Origin of the sequence: Psychrobacter pulmonis (assembly GCF_904846465.1) — a bacterium.
GTDB lineage: Bacteria > Pseudomonadota > Gammaproteobacteria > Pseudomonadales > Moraxellaceae > Psychrobacter > Psychrobacter faecalis.
The window spans coordinates 64,467-87,354 of sequence record NZ_CAJHAT010000002.1; the positions used below are offsets into that span (position 1 = coordinate 64,467).

Here is a 22,888-nt window from a genome sequence, read left to right on the forward strand (position 1 = left end):
ATGGTTAGCAATAATTTTTAACTACCTTCTGATAGCTGATTAATAAAGGTGAGGCGAGTAAATTTCAAGCCTACTCTGCAGAATTTTTATCGCTGGTTATAAATACCGCCTTAATCCATGATAACGGTATGGTGATAATTAAAACGTTTGCCTCCTCTAAAATTACCTTACTCCCTTTACCCTTATCGTCAATAAGTATTTCATTTCACTAACAAAACCTACAAAAAAGCGTCATTTAAGCCAGATAAATTACTATTAGCCTGCACACTATTACCAAAGAATACTCAACTTTATTTTTGCCTATCTTATGATAACTACAAATATAATTTATCGTTTATGGGAGGTGTTATGCCTTATTCAGCGACATTATCAGTTAACACCTTACTTAATAAAGCAGTAAGGACACTAAACCTTACGTCTTTAGCTCAAGAAAAACGTCAGCATTCATCTGTTAACTCATCAAATAACTCTTTAGAGAATGTTGAAAAAGAGCCATTGCCCATCAATACTTTGCAAATAAGCACTGACGATAGGCAATCCTGCATTGACAGCGAACACCTAACTATTAGAGACAAAGTACTACATCACAATTTGCTGACGACTTATCAGCCCCATCTATTGCATTACGCAATGAAAAGTGTCGGTCTCTTACCAGAGGCGGTATTAGACAGTCTGGTCGTTTACCTAGAGGGTCCAACGGCTAAGCAGTATGAACACGTTGATGCGCATCTGCGCTTGATCCTTGCGGTGAATAGTAAGCTTAAAACCCCTTTACAGCTCTCAGAGATGGGTGAGCTGCGTAAACGTTTTGCCACTGACGCCGTTGCTATGCAAACGCCAAGAGTTTGGCAGCAGGCAAGCTCTTCGTTATTTGACACGATAAAACCTTTTACCAAGAAAAATGAGCCTAGCGTCAATTGGGAAGATAAGACGATTGCCAATGCGGATGATGGCGATATGCTGGTTCGTTGTTATCAAAAGCAAGTAAACGCAGCAGGCTTTAGTTTTAAAAAGAAAGCCAAACGCAATCCTGATGAAACCGTCATGCTATTTTTCCATGGCGGTGGCTTTTGTATCGGCGATATCAACACCCATCACGAATTTTGTCATGCCGTCTGTGAGCGAACAGGATGGCCAGTGGTTAGTGTCGATTATCGCCTAGCGCCTGAACATCCTGCGCCTACGGGGTTAAGAGATTGTATTGCCGCTTATGCTTGGTTGGCGGATAATTGCTATAAATTCGGGGCATTAGCATCGCGTATTGTTTTGGCAGGAGATAGTGCAGGCGGCGGCTTATCAACCATGATTGCGCAACAAGTCATCACGCCGTCTGCAAAAGCATGGCAAGATTTAGGCGTTGATGGGCAAAAAACGTTTGAGATATTGCAGCGCCTGCCGCAGCCACTGGCACAAATGCCTTTATATCCCGTAACGGATATCGAAAATGATTATCCAAGCTGGGAGCTATACGGCGAAGGGTTATTGCTCGATCACGCCGATGTGGCGGTTTTTGATGCGGCTTGTTTAGAAAATAGTCCGCTGCCACGTCAACATATCTTGACGTCGCCTATGCTCGGTGACAATCGCCACATTTGCCCGACCTATGTCGTTGCAGCAGAATTGGACGTTTTACGTGATGAGGCGTTTGCATATGCCAAGCAGTTAGAGGATTATGGTAGAGCTGTCCAAACTTATACGGTCTATGGTGCGCCGCATGGCTTTATTCATTTTATGAGCGTGCACCAAGGACTTGAGCAGCAAACCAATCATATTATTCATGGCTTTGCTGGCTTTGTACGTGACGTCATCAGTACACAAAATTTATTAGCAGCCTAATAAATAAAACGGCTGTTATCACTAAAAAGTGAGGTTGGCGTTTAATAGGCAGTTCAAGGTTTATTCCAACTAAATCGTCAAGGGCATTAATATGATAAAGATAGTTTTTATGAATTCTGCTGACCGCTTAAAGTAATAAGCCAAACTTCAGAACGTGAGCCTAAACGAAAAGGTATGCCCCAAAATCCATAACCTGACGATACCACAAAGTGACCTTTACCGACTTTTTCGTAGCCGTAGCCCAAGCGATTAATCGCCTTTACAATAAAATTAGCTGGAAATATCTGCCCATTATGGGTGTGTCCTGAAACCTGTAAATCAATCGGCAACTGGCTATGCGCCATAATATCGCTCGGTCGGTGGTCTAACAAAATCACTGGCTCAGTAGTATTCACTTGTTCGAGCAATTCGGTCGTCGCTACCCTCTGCCGTTTATGATTATCAAAACGTCCAATGAGCCAAACCGGCTGACCTTGATGCGACAGACAAATCGCTTCATCGTTGAGCAACTGCACGCCAGCAGCTTGTAAAGCTTCACTAATTGGCTGCTCGTGACCGTACAAATCGTGATTACCTAACGTCGCATAGACACCGTAGCGCAGACTATTCACCAGCTTTGCCAAATCTTCTGCCATATTATAGGCCGCAAACGCCTTGGTATTGTCATCCATAATATCGCCTGGCATCAACAATATGTCTGCTTGATAGCTCTGCACAATGTCATTGAGCCGTTCGATAGATTTATTGCCAAATAAACGGCCCAAATGCAAATCACTGGCTACCGCAATACGCAGCGAGTAATTTAGCGGCTTATTAATCTTAATAGACAGCTCGCGCACCGCCGGCACGTAAGCGTTATACAGCGTATAGCTAAATAAGCCTATAAAGAAAACTAGGGCAAAAATGCGTAAGCCAATACTAATTACGTCTGTATCATAAAAAGTAGGAATACCCAAAGCATGTAAAAGCCAAAAACCACCATACAATAGACTGCTCAATAGCGCCGTTAGTAGCATAAAGTGCATTACCATCATCCAAGCACTTATCCAGCGATAGCTATTGGCAAATGATTTTGTGACGCTAAGCAGCAAAAGAGCATTGGTAGCCGCAAAGACAGCAATCCAAGTGTTTTGTATTAATAAAGGCGTGCTCCAAGGCTGTAGCCACCATTCTAGACTGCACGCTGCGCCAAAACTAAACAGCTGCAGCAGGACAATAATAGTGATAATGAACGCGTAACGCATGAAAATTCCTAGCGAGATAATATTTTGTTAAAGCGTTTGCTGGGTTGTGGCGGCGATATTTATAAATTAGCGGATTATAGCAACTGCTTTCTCAATACTTGTGACCGCTGGGATAACTACTAATGCGCTGACTGCAAGGTAATCATCCATATCTCAGAGCGCGTGCCAAGCCTAAAGGGTACTGCGCCAATACCATAGCCAGAAGTCACCAAAAACTGCGTGCCCTCACTGTACTTTGCCCCATAAACCAGCGGCGTAAACCACTTTAGTAATATCGTTAAAGGAAATATCTGCCCGCCATGCGTATGCCCTGACAGGTGCAAATCGATTGGCAAACCTTTTATTTGCTCCAAGTCAGCAGGGCTGTGCGCTAAAAATACCACCGGCTTATCCGCCCTCACTTCACTAAGCAAATCTGTCGCAGCAGGACGTGCGGGATCTGTCTCATCTGAACGCCCTATCAGCAAGACTGAATCGTCTAACCAAACGCTTTTATTGTCAATTACCTGTATCCCTGCGCGTTCAACGGCCTTGGCAATTGCCACTTCATTACCAGAATAATCATGATTGCCTAAAGTGGCATAAACACCGAGCGGCGCTGTCAATTTTGATAAGTGCGCATGCATATTGGTTTTATCATAAGCGTCAGTAGAATCATTCATGACGTCGCCTGCGATGACCACGACATCAGGATTTTGGGCATCAATTAGCCTCACCATCTTATCAATCTGCCGATTGCCAAACCATCTACCCAAATGCGTATCAGACACCAAAGCAATTTGCAGCGGCCGCTTAAGCGGCTTATCTGTTGTGACGTTTAGACGATGGACGACAGGTGAATAGGCATTAAATACCGCCAAACCTACAATACCAATATAAATTATCGCTGCGAGCATGCGTATAAGTTTTGGCCGGAGTTTTTGTTTAAGAATATAAACATAGACCAAGGCAATAACCGCAGTTATTAATGCGGCATAAAACATAAAGCCTTGTAAAATGCCGACAACCAGATAGACATGAAAGCGCTCGCGCTAAAATTCACTCAAGCCGTAGAGCAGAAAAACATTGTTGATAATAAAAATACTTAAAAACAAACCGGCTTTAGCTAAGCGCTGTTTTGGTTGAAAGAACCAGTAAAATATCACGCTACTCATCAGGGCGAGCAGCTGGGTAAGAATGATAAAAGGCCACATGATAAAATTGAATCAGACAAAGACGGGCTTATAGTACGCCAATATTCTTACCTGTTGTAGACAGCATGATGGTTTATTGAAACTTTATAGAACTAGAAATATAAAGCACTTAGTAATTTAACGTTATTTTTAAATCAATGCTTCAAAAACGTTGTTTTAAATCCATTGTTTCACATGAAACATACCTCTAAAAACTCACCCTTGCTGCTCCAGTGCATGCTCTAAAGCTGTGTGTTCAAATTCAAAACCTGCGTCCAGTAGCGCTTGTGGCAGCACCTTTTGCCCATCAATCAACAAGGTCGACATCTCACCAAACATCAGCTTTAATAAAAATGCTGGTAAAGTAAAAAATGTCGGACGATGTAGCCATGCGCCAAGCGTTTTAGTAAAAGTATGATTGGTCACAGGATTGGGCTCGGTCAAGTTATAAACCAGCGCTGGCGTAGCGTTTGCTGTTGTTAGAGTATTATCAATACTATTCACTTGCTGTCTCTGACTACTAAGATGTTGCTCAATGATAAATATCACCGCTCTTACCCAATCGGTACGACTGATCCAGCTCATAATTTGCTTACCGTCACCCAATTGACCACCGACACCCATTTTAAACGGCGTTAATAATTTACTGACCATACCGCCCTTAGGATGGATAACCACGCCAGTGCGTACGATAGCCACAGGGACACCGTGATCGGTAGCCTTTAGCGCCAACTGTTCCCAGTCGTCACAGAGTTTATGCGAAAAATCAGCGTTAAAACCACTGCTTTCTGTCAAAGACTTATCACCTTGAGGACCATACCAGCCAATCGCTGAACCGCTAACCAATAGCTTAGGTTTGCTACTACTACGCGCAATAAAATCCAGTATCGCCTCAGTAGGTTTGATACGGCTGGCAAGCAACTGCTCTTTACGCGCGTCACTCCAACGTTTATCAGCAATCCCTGCGCCTGCTAGATTCAAAATAACATCAAAGCTTTTATCTGACTTCACCAGCTCATCATAGGTCATCATTTTAATATCATTAGGATGCGCCTGCTTACTATCGCGCGTCAGCCACGTAATCTGCACTTTTTTATCATCTTTTTGATAGCGCTTAATGATTGCTTCACTAAACGCACTACCTAAAAATCCCGAGCCGCCACTGATTAGAATATCCATCGCTTTTTATCCTTATAGTTGTCTTGCCTTTTTCTCAGTGTGACAAAAAACCATCTACAAAAACAAGAGATGAATTGTAGGTATAAGGCGTAAAGTAAGATTGGGTATAAATAGAGGACTGAACTACTAATATAAAAAATATTAGCTTTTAAATGGTTACTAACGAATCACTTGACCCGTTCGAGCATTGCTGATTTGGCTAGGGAGCTGATAACCAAGCGTCTCGCCCTTTAGATAGCCAACTTGCTCATTGCTATCAGAAAAATAAGCCTGTGCTTGTGAGAGCGTTAAAGCAGGCGGCTGACCGGACGGGTTGCAGCTGGTCGAAACGACAAAGCCATAGGGATTATGGACGGACACCACTTGACGGCACAGCTGCTGCACCAAAGGATGGTCAATCACCCGCACCGCCACACTATGATGGGCACCGGTAATCCACGCAGGGATAGAGACGGGTAAGTTTTCTGATAACGGTAATAACCACGTATGCGCCTGTTGGCTATCGACATCACAATCAAAAACAGAATCAGCATCAGAATTAGAGTCGCTACACCAGCTATCTAATACTAACTGGCGTTGCTCATCATTTAGATTACTTAATAGCGCTGTCAGTCGACTGACACTATCAGTGACCACAATCATGCCCTTCTCTAACGGTCGTTGTTTGATAGCCAAAAGCTGCTCTACCGCTTGTTGATTGAAGGGGTCACAGCCGATACCCCAAACGCTTTCGGTTGGGTAAGCAAGCAGCTGCCCTTTTTGCAGCCAATGCGCAGCTTCGATGACAGAATCGGTGATAAGAGCTTTAGATGTAGACATAGCGGAATGAGAAAGGAAAGTATGAGGAGATATAATACAACTTAAACGATGGGTAAAACAGCAGGTTTAAAGATTTCTTAAAATCGCGTTTTGATTAAAAATAAAACTACACGCGCAAATAACGCCCACCTTGTACACTGATAACGCCTAATAACTCCAGCTCCATAAGTTGCCCAATCAATTGCGCGGCCGACATATCGGTAGTATTTAACAACGCATCTAAATCCTGCCCATGCCAATCAAGTTGCTCATAAATGAGCGCTAAATGCTCAGGAATAACACTAGTATGGGAAGAAGGTTTAAGATTAGACTGCGGCGCGTGACTAATAGTGGTGGTAGAAGTTCTGTCTGTATTTATAGAATGAGAGCTTTGGCTAATACTTTCTTGAGTACTATTTTCTTGAGTAATATGAGATTCTGTACTGTCCGATGAATTGTAGTTACGGCTTTGATAGCCTAATTGACTGTTAATATCTTCGAGGACTTGCTGTGGATGATAAATTAAAGTTGCGCCCTCACGTATCAAGTGATGACAACCTTCAGCATTATTATTATCGATATGACTTGGAATCGCAAAGACTTGCTTGCCTTGCTCAGAGGTTAGGCGCGCAGTAATGAGCGAACCACTTTGAATCGTCGCTTCAGTGACAATTGTCGCGAGGCTGAGTCCTGCAACTAAGCGATTACGGCGCGGAAAGGTATGCTTATGTGGCAGTGTATGCGGTAGCAGCTCGCTGATGATACAGCCACCTTGGTCAATAATCTGACCAAATAATTTATCATGATGATTGGGGTAATTGACATCAATCCCCGTCCCCATCACGCCAATCGTACGGCCTTGATATTCGGTATCAGACTGAGCTAAAGCACCTAAATGGGCGCGCTTATCGACACCCAGCGCAAGACCGCTAGTGATAATATAACCAGCTTGCGCTAAGTATTGCGCCATATCAAAGGTGATTTTTTGCGCGTGGGCGGTGGGTTTGCGACTACCAACGATGGCGATTTGCGCTTGCTGCAAACGCGCTTTATCACCGCGGTAAAATAACAATGGTGGTGGGTCGTATATTTCTAGCAGCTGCGCTGGATAGTCAGGCTGGTCAGCAAATAAAAGACCGTATTTTCCGTCTAACAATGCTTGCTGGATTTTATCGATAGTAGTGAGCGTTTGTTCTGGCTGCTCATGACGCTTAAGATGGGTACTATGAATGCCCAATTGACGCCATGCCTCTACTTTAGCATTCCAAGCAAGCCCTGCCGTGCCAAAGTTAGAGATGAGTTTATGGTATGCTGATAATGACGCATTCACTTCAGTCCACAGCGCCAAAACGGCACGCTGCTCGGCGGATAAAAGAGAAGTGACTGCGGTCATAATCATCTAGCTCATTTAGTTTAAGTTAAACTTTTAGCTCAAAGAATAAGTATTGTACTTATTAGAGATATTGAACTTATTATAGATACGGCGGTGGTAACAGCTGATCACCGACATTAAGCGGTAGCTCAGAATCAAGCACATACGCATAGCTGATATTATCAAAGGTATTAAACACCATTACCATACCAGTAGGCTCGCTTGGTAAACGGACTGGCGTGTCATTATCCTTGATATCGCGTATGACCGCGCCTTTTTGAAAAATGGTCAATACATCTCCAGGTTTGGCACCGTGTGCGCTGCCCAAATTGATAGCAACGACGCTGCCCTTAGCCGCTGAGCTAATAGAATCCATCACGCGAACAATCATACCGCCGCGATTAACGGTTGCTGGCGTTGGATAAAATACTGGCGGTATTGAATTATTTAGCTCCACAAAAACGCGGTCGCCTTCACGGACTTCTTTGCCATAGCTGTCGATAAGCTGCAAGCTGGTCACGCCATTGGTTTCGGTAGACGTCACTAACCCAGTTGCGACTTGCGTGACTTCTAAACCGATAACTTTTTGTGTTTTAGGCTCGACATATTTTTCGCCTTCACGGTAAATACCGTAACGCTGGCCAACGATAAGTGGTACGCCTTTGGCATAGACTTTATCGCCACTAGCGGTAATTAAATTGCCTTTTTTTGAGGCTAAAATGTATGGGGTGGTATTAAAATCTGCTGGATTAACAATGATGGTCTTGTCGAGCCAATGCTGAATAGCAGACCACGGAATAGGGGGAATACTATTAGCAGTAGAGGTCACCGTGACTGAGCTGGCAACCACATTACCAGTCAATTGTTTTTCAACTCCTGCGCAACCTTCGCCGGTATCGACCCCGACCAAGGTTTTACCTTGAATCACGCATAGAATAAGAACGTCGTTAGGATAAATAAGGTTGGGGTTTTTGATTTGCTTATTGGTCGCCCAAATCTCTTTCCAGCGCCAAGGACTATCGAGATAACGCCCTGAGATATCCCATAAGGTATCGCCTTTTTTGACGATATAGCGATTGGGCGCATCAGCCTTAATAGTAGGCGGTGGATTATTAGCGTGGGCAGTGGTCAGCAGCATTGCACCACTAAATGTCGTCAGTAATAGTGCTTTTGCTATCTTCTTTAAGCTCATCTTCATTTTTATATCCACAATATGTAGCGCTATTAGCGTCGAATCTGGTCTACTTAAGTCTATTACTTAGGTTCAAAATTCCATTCTAGTCATTAAGTAACGATTAGAAAATAAAAGTATAAAAGGCTTAAGTATCACCATCATAAAGCCTCTAGAGCAGCTGTTCAGTGTTGTCGACTGATATGATTGACGGGTTTGATTGCTAAAAAAGCGCCGAGCATAATGATGACTCGCCGACGCTGTTTCTAATATTACAATTATATCTACCATAACACAATCATAAACACTTTATTACAATAGCGTAACCTTTAATTGGATATTAATTTCAATGAATACTTTATATAAATAAGCTGCCTAGGCAAGATTTGGCGTCACGTGCTGACGGATTTGCTCAGCGACCAGCTCAGCTTTGTTATCTAGCACCACCACATGCTGCGGTAAGTCCTCTAAGCCTTCGGTATGAGCAGGGCGAGTAATCTCTATGTGACCAATAGCTTCGACAATTGTATCGGCAAACTTAACTGGTAATGCTGTTTCGGCACAAACTATCACTTCACCTTCGCGCTGTAATTCTTTAGCAACTTTAATACCGTCGGCTGTGTGTGGATCGACTAGCTCACCATGCTGCTCATAAAGCGCTTTAATGGTTTGCAAGCGGTCGCTATGGGTCGATTTGCCCGCAGCAAAGCCATAACGCGTATTGACCGCCTCCATCAAGTCAGACAAATCAAAACCTTGACCGGATTTCACCCCTTCAAATAACTCGCTGACACGGGCGCTGTCTTTGTCGAGTAGTAGATAGACAAAGCGCTCAAAGTTAGAGGCTTTAGAGATATCCATTGACGGGCTGGACGTTACGTAAGTTTTATCGGTCGGACGCGGCTGATAAGCACCTTGATTAAAGAAGTCGTTTAGTACATCGTTTTCATTGGTCGCGACGATTAAACGGTCAACTGGCAGTCCCATTTCGCGGGCAATATGACCGGCGCAAATATTACCAAAGTTACCTGATGGGACGCTAAAGCTGACTTTTTCATCGTTGCTCGTCGTAACGGCAAAATAGGCTTTAAAGTAATAAACGATTTGCGCAAGGATACGACCCCAGTTGATAGAGTTGACTGTACCGAGGTTATAAGCCGCTTTAAATTCGGCATCTTGTTGCAGCGCTTTGACAATATCTTGGCAATCATCAAACATACCGTCGATGGCGATATTATGGATATTATCATCGGTCAAACTATACATTTGCGCACGCTGGAATTCGCTCATTTTGCCGTGCGGTGACAGCATAAAGACTTCGATATTTTCTTTACCACGTAGGGCATATTCTGCTGCACTGCCGGTGTCACCGCTGGTTGCACCAATGATGGTAATACGCGCGTCTTTTCTTTTCAGTACGTATTCAAAGGCATTGCCCAAGAACTGCATGGCAACGTCTTTAAATGCCAATGTTGGACCGTTTGATAGTCCTAAAATATATAAATTATCTTCAAGCTTACGGACAGGAACAATCTCATCAGAACCAAATACCTCGGAGGTATAAGTACGCTCGATGATATCTTGCAAATCAGCGGCAGGAATATCAGTGGCAAAGCGCTGCATAATCGCCATGGCAAGCTGTGGATAGCTGAGCGTGCGCCACTCATCAAGAGTCCTGCTATCAATGTTTGGATAGTGCTCAGGCAGCATTAAACCGCCATCTGGCGCAAGACCCATCAATAGCACATCACTAAAATCCATCGGCGCTGTCTGACCACGGGTACTGATATATTTCATTAGATTGTCCTGTCTATAATGAGGTTATTCAATATTTAAAACGGTTTATTCAGCAGTTTTATGCCATTGTCTTATGAAGCAACGCATAATAAAAGCCATCACCACTCTCGCTATCAATCGGCAAGCACTGACGACCGATTGCTTGCGCGATGCCCCAACTGCAATCTTCGGTAAACTCAATCGCTACCGCATCATTATGATGACTGATAAAATCCTGCATTTGCTCGACGTTTTCTTGCTTTAAGATAGAGCAGGTCACATACAATAGATAACCACCCGCTTTCAATTGTGGCCATAAATTATGCAAAATATCGGCTTGCAACAATGCGGTTTGCTCAACGTCTTCTTCGGTACGCAAAATACTGATATCAGGATGACGGCGAATCACGCCTGTCGCGGTACAAGGAGAATCGAGTAATATTGCATCAAATACCGGCTCATTGGTAGCCGCTTTTTTATTTTTCCCATGCTGCCATCTGGTGGCATCAGCACAGACGATATTCAGTGCGACACTTTTCTCTGCTTGCTGCAAATCGTGCTGACTTAAATTTAAGCGCTGTAAGTTCTCACGAATACGCTCAATACGCGGCGCTTCATTATCGATAGCCGTTACCTTGATATCAGTAATTACTGGTGTCGCTTCTGCATCATCTTGTTTCACGTGAAACAATGATGATTGGTCATTAGAGCTTATAAGTTCTAACCAGTGAGCCAATTTACCACCGGGTGCAGCGCAAGCATCTAAGATATGCAGCTCATTATTATTGGCTTCTGAATCAATGTCTGTATTAGATTTATCAGTGCTTATTTTAGCCATTAACGCTTTATTAATAATCGGAGCAGCAAGTTGAGCATGCATGTCTTGTACGCTGGCAACTCCAAAAGCAAAATCAGGCAAAGCGTTTACGGCTGTGCTTTGATGTAGCCGGAGACCTTTGGTGGATAGCGTTGTTGCTATAGCTGTATCTGATGAGTTCGGTAAATTAAAACCAGTCGTTAGCTCAACGATGTCTGCATCAATTTCTGCCCCATCAAGTGTTTTCTGATAATCCTCTACTGAGCTAACCGCTGAGTTTACGCGTAAAAACATCGGTGCTGCATGGCGCAAACCTTGCATCAGCTCGTCATACTGCTCGCCCCAGTCCTGCTTAAGCTGATAAGCAAGCCAGTTCGGCAGACTGTGCTTTTTATCACATTTTTTACGAAATTTGCTAGGATTCTTAGCGACTTTACGCAAGATAGCGTTAATCAAACCTGTTGCATGGGCAAAATCAATCTCTTTTGCCGCTTCAACCGTTTCATGAATCGCTGCATGGTCCGCCACTTCTAAATACAGCAATTGCGCTAAGCCCACTTGAATAGTCGTACGAACTTCGACCTCATCGATAGGATTGTCTGCTAGCGTATCGAGCAAACGCGCCAGCGCGTACCACTGACGCAGTGTCGCCAGTAGTAAGGCATGTGCAAAGCCTTTATCGCCGTCGTGCAGACTGTTGAGTAACGGGTCAAGGACGCTGGCAAGTGATTGGCCATTTTGAATGGCCAATAAAGTGCGAATCACCCGGACACGGACGCTACCATTCATAATAAGGTTGCTTGAAGGTTTGAGCTTATTATTTCTTGGTGCAGTGCTGGTTTGTCTCATTAAATTGAATTTCCTTGACGTCTGATCGACAGCGTCTGATAAAAGTTAGAGTGCTTGTTATTAAATACATTAAGCGTAAGTAAGTTACTTTACTTCTGCCATAAACTGATCGCCATCGTTTAATTGATTACCATGGCAAATTTGCTCAGCAGTCACTGGCTTACCACCTGCAAATTGTAAGCTGGTAATCGCCAAAGTCGTCGCTGAGTATTCATTACTTTGTGGTTCGCTAGTAGTGTCTTTGCCGCAAGCGACCAGTATGGCTTTTCGCCCAACGCTGATAACAGTGCCCGCAGGCTTAATGGTTTGCTGTGATGTATTTACCGGCAGACTGGCCAAAATTTTGACGCGCTGCCCTGCTAAAAAGGTGTAGGCACCAGGCCAAGGAGTCAACCCACGAATCTGACGTTCAATCTGTGTAGCAGACTGCGTCCAGTCGATTTCGCCTTCGGTTTTGACCAATTTTTCCGCATAATTGGCTTTGCTATTATCTTGAGCAATAGCTTGTGCTTGGTAATGCGCCAAGTCTTTTAATACGGTAGTAATAGCCGCCGCGCCAAGTGCTGCCATCTTATCATGCAAGCTGGCGGCCGTATCATCAGCTTCGATAGGTGCGCTGACCTTGTAAAGCATATCACCCGTATCCAAGCCTTTATCCATCTGCATAATGGTAATGCCAGTCTCGCTATCACCCGCTAGTAACGCCCGATGAATCGGGGCGGCACCGCGCCAACGTGGCAACAGCGAAGCATGAATATTTAGACAGCCATAAGTAGGCGTGGACAATACGCCAATCGGTAAAATCAGACCATAAGCCGCGACAATCATGACATCTGGCTGATAAGTACGTAAAGTCTCACGTGCAGCCATACCTTCTGTGCTAGATTTTTTAAAGGTGAGAGGCTGCTCAACCGCGATGTCATTGGCCAATGCCACTTGCTTGACGGCAGATGCTGATAACTTTTGCCCGCGCCCTGCTTTGCGATCAGGCTGGGTATAGACCGCAACGATATCTATATTCAACGCATCTTGCTGCTTGATAAGCGCTTCAAGGCTGACAGCAGCAAACTCAGGTGTACCGGCAAATATCACTCTTAGCGGCTTAGCGACTGTTGGTATTTCGGTTACGGCGCTTTGCTCAGCTTGATTGGCGTCAATAGATATATCAGATTGTGCAGCAAGTGTGGTCATAGTCAGGCAGTATTTATGGTTAATTTGTCTATTATAGGTGAGTTTGTGGTGTTGTGCCATGATTGTAATAGCAGCCATCCAGCGCTATTAATGGTGCTATTTATCTCTATAATAGTAAGCAGGCTCAGCTACTTATTCCTCAAATAAGCCACAGCAAGCAAATCTGTCAGATTTATCATTATTTTACGATGCGCCATCACACCGACTTACGGTCGATTTAGGGTCATGCTTTTATGCAACAGTTCCAGTCTCTACAACGCTTGCTGATTTTTTATACGCTGACATTATTGGCGATGTTGTCAGTGTATTACTTCACCATGTTTTATGAGATAAGGCAGGATAGTAAGCAAGACAGCATAGAGAGCTTTTATGCATTGCAGTATGAGATTTCTGAGCTTGCCAACCCTGACAATACTGACATTAAAAAGGTCTTAAAAAAACCTTTTCTAAAAGACATCAGCTATCAGCTGATTTTTATGATGCCGTCTGGACAGACTTATATTCATCGTCATACCCGTCCTAATGAACGGGAATTTGCCGGTATCACCTTCCCCAACGTTATCACTTCCTTGCCCTCTGCTAGCAATCATCATAGTGCCTACGAGCTAAATAATCGCAATTTGGTTGGCACCATTGGACTTGAAAATGGTCACAAGGTGTACCTGATACTGCGGCATGAAGCGCTTGATATCAATTGGATGTCGTATCGCTATTGGTTGCCATTGATGACAGCCATCTTACTATTTGCTATGGCCTTACTCTATACCCTAAAACGGCGTGCCAACTGGGAACAACTGCTCATTTATACCGATGAGTTAAGTAGCCATACCAAGGATGGTTATATCGCGCCGCCGTTTATCGAAAAGAAAACCACGGCTGAATTTTTGCGTTTGGGTCACGCACTTAGCCGTATCAGTTATCAGTTGCATAATAATCATCGCCGCATTACCACGCTAAAGCATCGGTTAGAGCGATTGGTCGATCATGCGCCCTTGCCAATGCTGATGATTATGAGACATGGTCAAATCAGCTTTTTTAATCAACGCTTTGAGCAAGTATTTGACATTATCTTTCACAGCGATAGCAACTATCAACTGACCGATTTTTTCTTTACTAAAGACCAATCAACCCAAGCCCTGCTACAAAAACTGGCAGATTTGCGAGTCACGCGCACGCTATTGGTTTACGGTTTGCACAATAAAAAAGCTTATCAGTTGCATATCACGCCTTGGTTTGGCGAACACGGGCAGGTGCATGGTTTTACCGTTTTACTCAATAACATCCATGAGCTTGTCGAACAAACCGCGCATTTAGAGCAACAAAATCGTCAACTACAACGTCAGCTTGATGAGTTTGAAGCACTTAAATCGACGATGGGACATCATTTACGCCTGCCGTTAGAAGCCATGATTGACACGTTAGAGCCTATCAATCCCGATAATCTGAGCGCTAAGCAACATCAAATCGTTACGACTTTGACTCAAACCAGCCATTCTATGCTGACGATGCTAAACGATATGTTAGATATAGGAGAGATAGAGGTTCGTACATCCCGTCTATCTATTGAAGCGGTGGATATTTATAAGCTTGGTCAACAAGTCAGTCAATCGATGGTAGAAAGTTTAAGGCAGCAAGGACTTGAGCTCTTGTATTTTTTTGCACCTGACAGCCCGCGCTGTATCGATACCGATTATAGGCGCTTGCGGCAAATCCTACGTAATTTATTAGATAATGCGATTAAATTTACCAATTCTGGCTATGTGTCACTTACCATCGATGCGGTGACCAATGCGGACATAGCTGATATCAAAAGTACCAGTATAGGCGAGGTAGATAAAGAGCACATTTCTAATAACAGCCATGATACGAATCACGGCAATCTAGATAAATCAAACACTACCATTCATCCATCGCACGACTGGATTCGGTTTAGTATAAAAGACAGCGGCACAGGCATCGATATCGCAAAGCAGCACCAACTGCTGACGTATTTTAATGAAAGCAACAGCCAAAACAGTGTTCACATCAAAAACCACCCTATTAACTACGCGCACAAAAACAGCGCCATAAAAGGGCTCGGATTAAACGACGTTAATAGCTTCGCTAAACTATTAGGCGGTTTTATTGAGATGAAAAGCACGCTTAATAAAGGCAGTACTTTTAAGCTGTATTTGCCTTGTAGACGACCAGCCTATCAGCCTATTTACCACTTTAATCCGCAATTGACTTATATTCATCTTATTGCCGTCATTAAACAACCGCTGCGAGCCAAGCATTTACGCGATTTGTGCGCTTATTTATCTATCCCAGCCACTATTTCCACTTCTATAGATAGAGTGGCGCTTGAGCAAATAAATAATAAACTGGCGCAAGATGCGCAAAAACTTGCACCTATTTTGCTCTTAGATTACGAATATTATGAAAACATCACGCTCGCGTTATCACATCAAATAAACATTGATGATAAAAATATAGACGCTGAAAATAAATTGGAGAAATCAGAAGATAAAGCACGTATAGATATCGATAAACAGCAGGCTCTAAATAGCTTACTGTCTAATACTGCGCTGCCAAAAATATTGGTCAGTATGAAAGCTGAGCGCCGCATTCCTTCTATGTTACTGGATCAATGTGACGGTTTTTTAAACAAACCACTCGATGTGGCATTATCACTCTCTGAATTACTGCGATTAACCCTACCCGTTAGACAAACACTGTTACCGCAAATAACTAGCCAAGAAAACAAACAGCAAAGCAGTAGCCCGTTAGGCGCAGATAACGCCGCTCATGAAACATTAGCGCCACTGATTTTAGTGGTAGAAGATAGTCCAACCAATCAAAAAATAGCTTGTAAGATACTGGAAAAGATTGGCTATCGCAGTATCGTGGCGGAAGATGGGCAGCAGGCGTTGGACAAATTGCAAGCGCAGCGTCAGGAAATTGCGCTTATTTTGATGGACTGCCGGATGCCCGTGATGGATGGACTGCAAGCGACCCAAGCGATTCGCGCGCAAGGCGATGATATTCCAATCGTTGCGCTAACCGCAAATAACAGCGAAGAAGATAAAATCGCCTGTTTACAAGTGGGCATGGATGAGTTTTTGGCCAAGCCTATTAATAAACAAAAGCTAAAAACTGTTTTGCAAACGCTGATTAAAAACCAATAAGCGTTTGCAAGATCTGTCTTTTATAACAGCTTGGTGATGATTTTGGCTATTTAACCCTTATTTCATAAAACCATTCTCAGCTAAAAACTCCTCAGTAATCGTACTTTGCGGGCTGCTAACATGTGCATTATCCGCTTGCGATTTGCTTAGTAAACGCTCTAAATAGCGCGCTACAATATCGACCTCAACATTGACTTTACTACCTACCAGCCAATGCTGGGCAATATTGGTGACTTGCGCGGTATGCGGAATGATATTGAGCGAAACGATATTATCGCGAACTAAGTTGGTAGTGAGACTGATACCATCAAGGGTAATAGAGCCTTTGGTAGCCGTATAATGTGCCAACTCGTGCGGTATCTCAATTTCAATATAAAGTGAGCGCGCATCTTTTTGCAATTTACTAACCACGCCTACCCCATCAACGTGACCGGCAACGATATGCCCACCAAAACGGGTAGTTGGTAGCATGGCTTTTTCTAAGTTCACCGCATAACCGGGCTTTAAATCTGCCAGCGCTGTACGAGCAATAGTTTCACGTGAAACGTCGACAGAGTAATAATTACTACCAAACTCCACCACCGTTAAGCAAATGCCATTTGAAGCAATCGAGTCGCCTAGTTTCACATCGCTAAAATCTAAGCCAGCAGATTCTATGGTCAAGCGGATATCACCGCCCGTTGGCTGCATGGACTTTACTTTGCCAACGCTTTCTATAATTCCAGTAAACATATTAACCTCTTGGTATTTTTTATGGCCGTTAAAGGCAGCATATATTATTTAAACCTATTATTTCATTCAAAATCAATAACGATAATCGCTATTAGTCTTTAAGCTGTTTATAGCGCTTACTATAAAATTAGCGAGAATAAAAAGACTCAGCGGATAAACTGTGGATAACTAGCGCTGACATAAGGAGTAGTAGTATGAGAAACTTGGTTTTTAAAGAGTTATCCACAATAAGTCTGCTTTTTAATAATTATTCACTACACTTGAGCTATATACATAAGTAACTGATTTTAAATAAATTATAACTTTAAAACATTATTAACAATTACTAGTAAGTTTCATGTGAAACAAAGTTATACACAGTTTCATGTGAAACCTTTATAAAACTATTCCACTTATCCACATACATTGTATGTAAGTTTAATCTTGTGGGTAAAATATTGAAAGACAAGGCTTTTATAACGCCGACTATACAGGTAATAAGGTAAGCTTAAGATCAGTACCAAGCTGCTCATGACTATGGATATCAAAACGTAGCTGCTGCGCTAACGCTAATGGATTGATAGCGACCATAGGCCGTGCTTGTGTGCCTAATAAGCAAGGTGCTTGATAAACAATGAGCTCATCCACCAGTTGCAGTTGTAAAAAGCTTCCTGCAACGCTTGCGCCCGCCTCTACTAAGATGTCATAACAGTGATGTTCACTCACTAAGTTCTTTAATAATTCAATTAAACTTTCTTCACGCCAATAAAGAGTTTTTGGACTCTGGCATAGCTGATAGTCAGACTGTAAATCGTGTTTTAATCGTCCTCGTCTATCGAGTATCACTATTTTAGGTTGTGGTACTTGTTCAGGATTAATACCTAGTTGACTAGAGCGCACATTTAATTGCGGATTATCAACGATGACTGTTTCACTGCCTGTGACAATAGCGCCACTTTGCGCACGCAGTTTCTGTACATCTTCGCGTGCTGCTGTACCGGTGATCCACTTCGACTCTCCAGACGCCATAGCAGTACGACCGTCAAGACTGGTGGCAATTTTAAGCCTGACATAAGGCATTTGGCTACGCATCGCCTTTAAAAAGCCTTTATTTAATGCCTCTGCTTGCGCTGTTAGCACGCCGACGGTAACAGCAATACCTGCTTGTTCTAAAAGTTTCACACCGCGACCAGCCACTTGTGGATTGGGGTCGAGACCGGCAATGACAACACGCTCCACTCCAGCTTTGATAAGACCTAAAGCACAGGGCGGTGTACGTCCGGTATGACTACAAGGCTCTAAAGTAACATAAGCGGTCGCGCCGATCGCTCGCGTGCCCGCATCTTTTAAGGCGAACACCTCAGCATGCGGCTGCCCTGCTTTCGGATGAAAGCCTTGGCCGACTACTTCATCTGCTTGCACAATCATACAGCCGACCGACGGATTGGGACGCGTCGTATACAGACCACGCTTGGCCTGCTCAATAGCGAGCATCATAAAATAACGATCTTTGGCGTCTTGAGAGTGTTTTGAGTTTGACATAAAGGTGGACTTAATCAACAACTGATAATTATTATTAAAGATTTTATAGAGTAGAGTGAGTAAGCAATATAAACTTGAAAGCAGGCTAAATACTTAGCATGAGTGATGCTTATTTTTCATTAGGACGGATATTGGCAATTTCTTGATGAAAGGCGTCGATATCTTGAAAATCACGATAAACACTGGCAAAACGCACATAAGCGACATCATCGAGCGTTTTAAGCTCACTCATAATAATCTCACCCAAGACCTTACTGCTCACCTCGCGCTCGCCCATTTGGCGTACGCGCTTCTCGATACGACTAATCATCGCTTCTTGCTCATCGATGGTAATCGGACGTTTTTGTAGCGGTAATAAAATCGAGCGGCGCAATTTGTCATTATCGTAAGGTTCGATTTTGCCACTTGATTTGATAATACGCGGCATTACCACTTCTACCACTTCAAAGGTCGTAAAGCGTTCCTGACAGCTATTACATGAACGGCGGCGGCGTACTTGCGCGCCATCAGCTGCTAGCCGTGAGTCGATAACTTTGGTATCTGACGCATTACAATATGGGCAATGCATACGCTTTTCCTTAGGTTGATAGTGAGGGCGAATATAATTATTGATAAAACTAAATTTTCTAAAAAATGATAATTTTACTATCAGATAAAGAAGCAGACTTTTACTCGTTATTTGCCAATACAAAAGCTACCAAAAATTTTTCCTAATAAATCGTCAGCGCTAAATTCACCAGTAATTTCTCCCAAACTTTGCTGCGCTTGGCGTAGGCTTTCTGCCACCAACTCACCTGCTTTAAACACTGTCAGCTGCTCATGTGCCTCTGCTAAGGAATCAGCGGTACGTCTTAGCGCATCAATATGTCGTGTACGGGCGATTAAGCTATTTTCTGGCGGATGAAAGCCTACTTTAGCACATAAGATTTCGACCAAATCATCAATTCCTGCACCTGTTTCACATGAAACATTCACCTGCTCATAGCCACGATTTTTTATTTCTGCTTGTGAAGTAGCGATTCTTTCTTCACTGCTGTTATCGTTCAATAAATCGCTTTTATTGGCAATAATTAGTAAGCGCTTGGCTTCTGGTAACTCGCCAAATAGCTGCTCAGCCAGCTGTAATGGTGTGCTGTCACTTGCAAGGTCACGAGTCACATCATAGACCATCAGAAGCATATCAGCCTGCGTAATTGCCGTACGCGCACGCTCAATACCGATACGCTCGACCGTATCTTCAGTCTCGCGCAGACCTGCGGTATCGGTTAGATGCAAGGTTAAGCCGTTAAGCACGACGGTCTCTTGTAAGGTATCGCGCGTTGTCCCAGCGACATCGGTCACGATAGCACGCTCTTGCCCTGCCAAACGATTCAGCAAGCTTGATTTACCCGCATTTGGTCTGCCAGCAAGCACCACATGAATACCGTCGCGTAATAGCTGACCTTGCTTGGCGGTCGCTAGCACTTGCTGAATTTTAGCTTGCGTCTGCTCGAGCTTATCTTGAATAACGCCGTCCGATAAGAAATCAACGTCCTCTTCATCGGGGAAATCAATTGCCGCTTCGACGTGCAAGCGCAGATGAATCAATTGCTCAAGCAATTGATTAATTTTTTGGGAAAACTCACCACTAAGCGAGCGAATCGCACTACTGGCAGCAGCGGCGCTGGTGGCATCAATCGCATCAGCGATGGCTTCTGCTTGCACCAAATCCAATTTATCATTATCAAAAGCGCGGTAAGAGAATTCCCCTGCGCCCGCTTGTTTTGCGCCCAATTCAAACACCCGCGCTAGCAGCTGATTTTGTAAAATCATGCCACCATGACCTTGCAGCTCAATCACATCTTCGCCAGTAAACGAGTGCGGACCTTTAAAGTACAGCACCAAACCTTCATCAATGGTCGTGCCATCAGCCTGATAGAAACGGCAAAAACTGGCCATACGCGGCGTGAAAGTCGACTTACTAGTAAGCTGACAAGCAATATCGTAAGCACGCGCGCCTGACAGACGAATAACTCCGACGCCACCACGCCCGATCGGTGTAGCAATCGCCGCAATGGTCGGAAGTCCAGATACGTTAGAATTTTTAGGTGACTCATCCAAATTATCGGCGGCTAGTGCCATCTCTAAAGAATCCACAATCACTCTCAATAAGCAAAAACCCCATTATAGACGGCTTAGCAGGCACTGACAAAGCAAACTTCAACGAGTAGATTATTAAAATCCTAAAGTATGGTTATATAGCTATTTTCCTTGTTTATTAACACAAGAAAAGCATTCTCTTTGATACATAAAAAAACCACCGCCGTAGCGATGGTTTTTTAGACTTGAACTTTATTTAATCCAGAACTTTCACGGTACGACGTTTCTGTTCTTCTTCAACTTTACGGTTGATGATGTACTGTTGGGTCATACTAAATAAGTTGTTCACCGTCCAGTATAGTACCAAACCTGCTGGGAAGAACAACATAAACGCAGTGAAGATAATCGGTAAAAACTTCATCACTTTAGCTTGCATTGGATCAGCGGGCTGCGGATTTAGTTGCTGCTGGATAAACATCGACGCACCCATTAAGAGCGGTAAAATGAACCATGGATCCATCGCTGATAAATCTTGAATCCACAATATCCAAGGCGCATGACGCAGCTCAACACTTTCAACCAATACCCAATATAGGGCTAAGAAAATCGGCATTTGCATCAGAATAGGTAAACAACCCGCCATGGGATTGACTTTCTCTTCTTTATAAATTGCCATCATTTCTTGCGACATTTTCATACGATCGTCGCCGTGCTCTTCTTTTAATGCTGCTAGTCTTGGGGCGATAGCACGCATCTTCGCCATTGAGTAGTAGCTTTTATTAGAAACCCACATCAGGGCGATTTTAACCAGCAGCGTCAACAGAATAATTGACCAGCCCCAGTTACCGATGACTTTATGAATACCATCCAAAATCGCAAATAATATTTTTGATATTGGCCAAAGTAAGCCATAATCGACGGTTTGATTCAGACCTACTGCCACCTCTTTTAGCTCAGACTGTACTTTTGGACCAGCATAGAGAGTTGCATTTAAGGTAATTTGCTTGTTCGGTGCCACATTAACAGGCTGGCTGTTAAAACCAATAAAGTAATCATTACCCGTTTCACGGCTAAAGAACTTACCCGTAAAGTTTTCAGGCGTCCAAGCAGAAACAAAGTAATGCTGAACGATGCCAACCCAACCTTCATCACTGGTCGTGGTCAACTCACCATCGTTAAATTTACCGAATTTTAATTTATTATAAGGATCTTCAGGTGTGCCCCAAGCGCCGCCCAAATACGTCGCCATGCTTAGCGCGCCTTTATCAGACATACCAGGGTCTTTACTATCGTCACGCTTTAACTGCGCAAACATCTGACCTTGCCAAGCATTGGCAGAAGCATTTTGGATTTGATAGCTGATATCAATCGGATATTTATCTTGGGTAAAAGTAAAGGTCTTAGTAACCGTTACACCATCTTTTTGATAGGTAAGCGGTACTGATAAGGTTTGCTGACCTTTCTCCATCACATAATTATTGGCAGCGTGGCTATATTTGGCGCGACCTTCGGCGGTATCAATACCGTTTGGACCGATAAGACCAGATTGTGCCACGTAAACGCGACCGCTATTATTTTCTAACAACACAAAAGGTTTTTCGCTATTGAGCGTGGCATCATATTGCTTTAATGCCGCATAAACGATATCCCCGCCTTCTGGATTGATTTTAATGTCATAGCGATCGGTTGTGACCGTAATGAGACCCGTATTGGTCGCAGGTGCCTCCGCAACAGCGCCCGCATCAACTGGTAGCGTTTGTGCTGGAATATCACCTGCTGCGCCAGTGGTAGCAGGAATATCAGCCCCTACCGATGTTGACGTTTCTGGTACCGCGTCTACAGCTGGTGCATCGGCATAATCATCTCGCCATGCTAAAATCAGCAGATAAGCGGTGATTAGCATCGCAATGATGATCATCACCCGAAATATCTTTTGCATAAACCTTTCCTAGATTAAAAAATTAGGGAATGAAAAATCAGGCAT

At 43.5% G+C, this 22,888-nt stretch carries 16 protein-coding genes; 2 read left to right on the top strand and 14 right to left on the bottom strand.

The features are described from left to right. The first annotated feature begins 348 nt into the window (after positions 1 to 348). Positions 349 to 1,836, top strand: a complete 1,488-nt coding sequence (locus JMX70_RS04005) for an alpha/beta hydrolase (protein WP_201589801.1) — start codon at positions 349 to 351, stop codon at positions 1,834 to 1,836. A 107-nt stretch (positions 1,837 to 1,943) separates the two neighbouring features. Here JMX70_RS04005 and JMX70_RS04010 read toward each other — a convergent pair whose 3' ends face one another. The 9 genes from JMX70_RS04010 to fmt form a co-directional block, all read right to left on the bottom strand. Further along, positions 1,944 to 3,080: a metallophosphoesterase gene (locus JMX70_RS04010; RefSeq protein WP_201589805.1), complete on the bottom strand. Its 1,137-nt coding sequence runs from the start codon at positions 3,078 to 3,080 to the stop codon at positions 1,944 to 1,946. A 119-nt stretch (positions 3,081 to 3,199) separates the two neighbouring features. Continuing rightward, complete coding sequence (locus JMX70_RS04015) at positions 3,200 to 3,976, bottom strand: metallophosphoesterase (protein ID WP_227671162.1); 777 nt, start codon at positions 3,974 to 3,976, stop codon at positions 3,200 to 3,202. Positions 3,977 to 4,468: 492 nt separating this feature from the next. Continuing rightward, positions 4,469 to 5,431: a TIGR01777 family oxidoreductase gene (locus JMX70_RS04020; protein WP_201589807.1), complete on the bottom strand. Its 963-nt coding sequence runs from the start codon at positions 5,429 to 5,431 to the stop codon at positions 4,469 to 4,471. Between the two features lie 159 nt (positions 5,432 to 5,590). Continuing rightward, entirely contained in the window at positions 5,591 to 6,250 is a 660-nt protein-coding gene (locus JMX70_RS04025; RefSeq protein ID WP_201589808.1) for an L-threonylcarbamoyladenylate synthase, read from the bottom strand. Positions 6,251 to 6,356: 106 nt separating this feature from the next. Further along, on the bottom strand, positions 6,357 to 7,622 hold the full coding sequence (dprA, locus tag JMX70_RS04030) for a DNA-processing protein DprA (protein WP_201589810.1): 1,266 nt from the start codon (positions 7,620 to 7,622) through the stop codon (positions 6,357 to 6,359). 79 nt (positions 7,623 to 7,701) lie between these two features. After that, the gene (locus tag JMX70_RS04035; protein WP_201589812.1) at positions 7,702 to 8,799 is read right to left on the bottom strand and encodes a LysM peptidoglycan-binding domain-containing protein; all 1,098 of its coding nucleotides are present in this window, start codon (positions 8,797 to 8,799) and stop codon (positions 7,702 to 7,704) included. Positions 8,800 to 9,147: 348 nt separating this feature from the next. Beyond that, positions 9,148 to 10,569 carry a threonine synthase gene (gene thrC / locus JMX70_RS04040; RefSeq protein ID WP_201589814.1) on the bottom strand — a complete coding sequence of 474 codons (1,422 nt, stop codon included), beginning with the start codon at positions 10,567 to 10,569 and terminating at the stop codon, positions 9,148 to 9,150. 58 nt (positions 10,570 to 10,627) lie between these two features. After that, positions 10,628 to 12,214 carry a transcription antitermination factor NusB gene (locus JMX70_RS04045; protein WP_201589816.1) on the bottom strand — a complete coding sequence of 529 codons (1,587 nt, stop codon included), beginning with the start codon at positions 12,212 to 12,214 and terminating at the stop codon, positions 10,628 to 10,630. An 84-nt stretch (positions 12,215 to 12,298) separates the two neighbouring features. Continuing rightward, positions 12,299 to 13,405: a methionyl-tRNA formyltransferase gene (gene fmt / locus JMX70_RS04050; RefSeq protein ID WP_201589819.1), complete on the bottom strand. Its 1,107-nt coding sequence runs from the start codon at positions 13,403 to 13,405 to the stop codon at positions 12,299 to 12,301. 233 nt (positions 13,406 to 13,638) lie between these two features. Between fmt and JMX70_RS04055 the strand changes: the two genes are divergently transcribed. Continuing rightward, the gene (locus tag JMX70_RS04055; protein ID WP_201589822.1) at positions 13,639 to 16,572 is read left to right on the top strand and encodes a response regulator; all 2,934 of its coding nucleotides are present in this window, start codon (positions 13,639 to 13,641) and stop codon (positions 16,570 to 16,572) included. 57 nt (positions 16,573 to 16,629) lie between these two features. On the opposite strand, the gene JMX70_RS04060 is transcribed toward JMX70_RS04055, so the two are convergent. From JMX70_RS04060 to yidC, 5 genes are all read right to left on the bottom strand, one after another. After that, positions 16,630 to 17,304 carry a riboflavin synthase gene (locus tag JMX70_RS04060; RefSeq protein WP_201589824.1) on the bottom strand — a complete coding sequence of 225 codons (675 nt, stop codon included), beginning with the start codon at positions 17,302 to 17,304 and terminating at the stop codon, positions 16,630 to 16,632. Positions 17,305 to 17,769: 465 nt separating this feature from the next. After that, positions 17,770 to 18,825, bottom strand: coding sequence for a bifunctional diaminohydroxyphosphoribosylaminopyrimidine deaminase/5-amino-6-(5-phosphoribosylamino)uracil reductase RibD (ribD, locus tag JMX70_RS04065; protein WP_201589826.1), 1,056 nt, complete (start codon positions 18,823 to 18,825; stop codon positions 17,770 to 17,772). A 109-nt stretch (positions 18,826 to 18,934) separates the two neighbouring features. Beyond that, positions 18,935 to 19,393, bottom strand: a complete 459-nt coding sequence (gene nrdR / locus JMX70_RS04070; protein ID WP_068405041.1) for a transcriptional regulator NrdR — start codon at positions 19,391 to 19,393, stop codon at positions 18,935 to 18,937. Positions 19,394 to 19,500: 107 nt separating this feature from the next. Then, positions 19,501 to 20,946, bottom strand: coding sequence for a tRNA uridine-5-carboxymethylaminomethyl(34) synthesis GTPase MnmE (mnmE, locus tag JMX70_RS04075; RefSeq protein WP_201590577.1), 1,446 nt, complete (start codon positions 20,944 to 20,946; stop codon positions 19,501 to 19,503). A 214-nt stretch (positions 20,947 to 21,160) separates the two neighbouring features. Next, complete coding sequence (yidC, locus tag JMX70_RS04080) at positions 21,161 to 22,843, bottom strand: membrane protein insertase YidC (RefSeq protein WP_200663705.1); 1,683 nt, start codon at positions 22,841 to 22,843, stop codon at positions 21,161 to 21,163. Positions 22,844 to 22,888 lie beyond the last annotated feature (45 nt).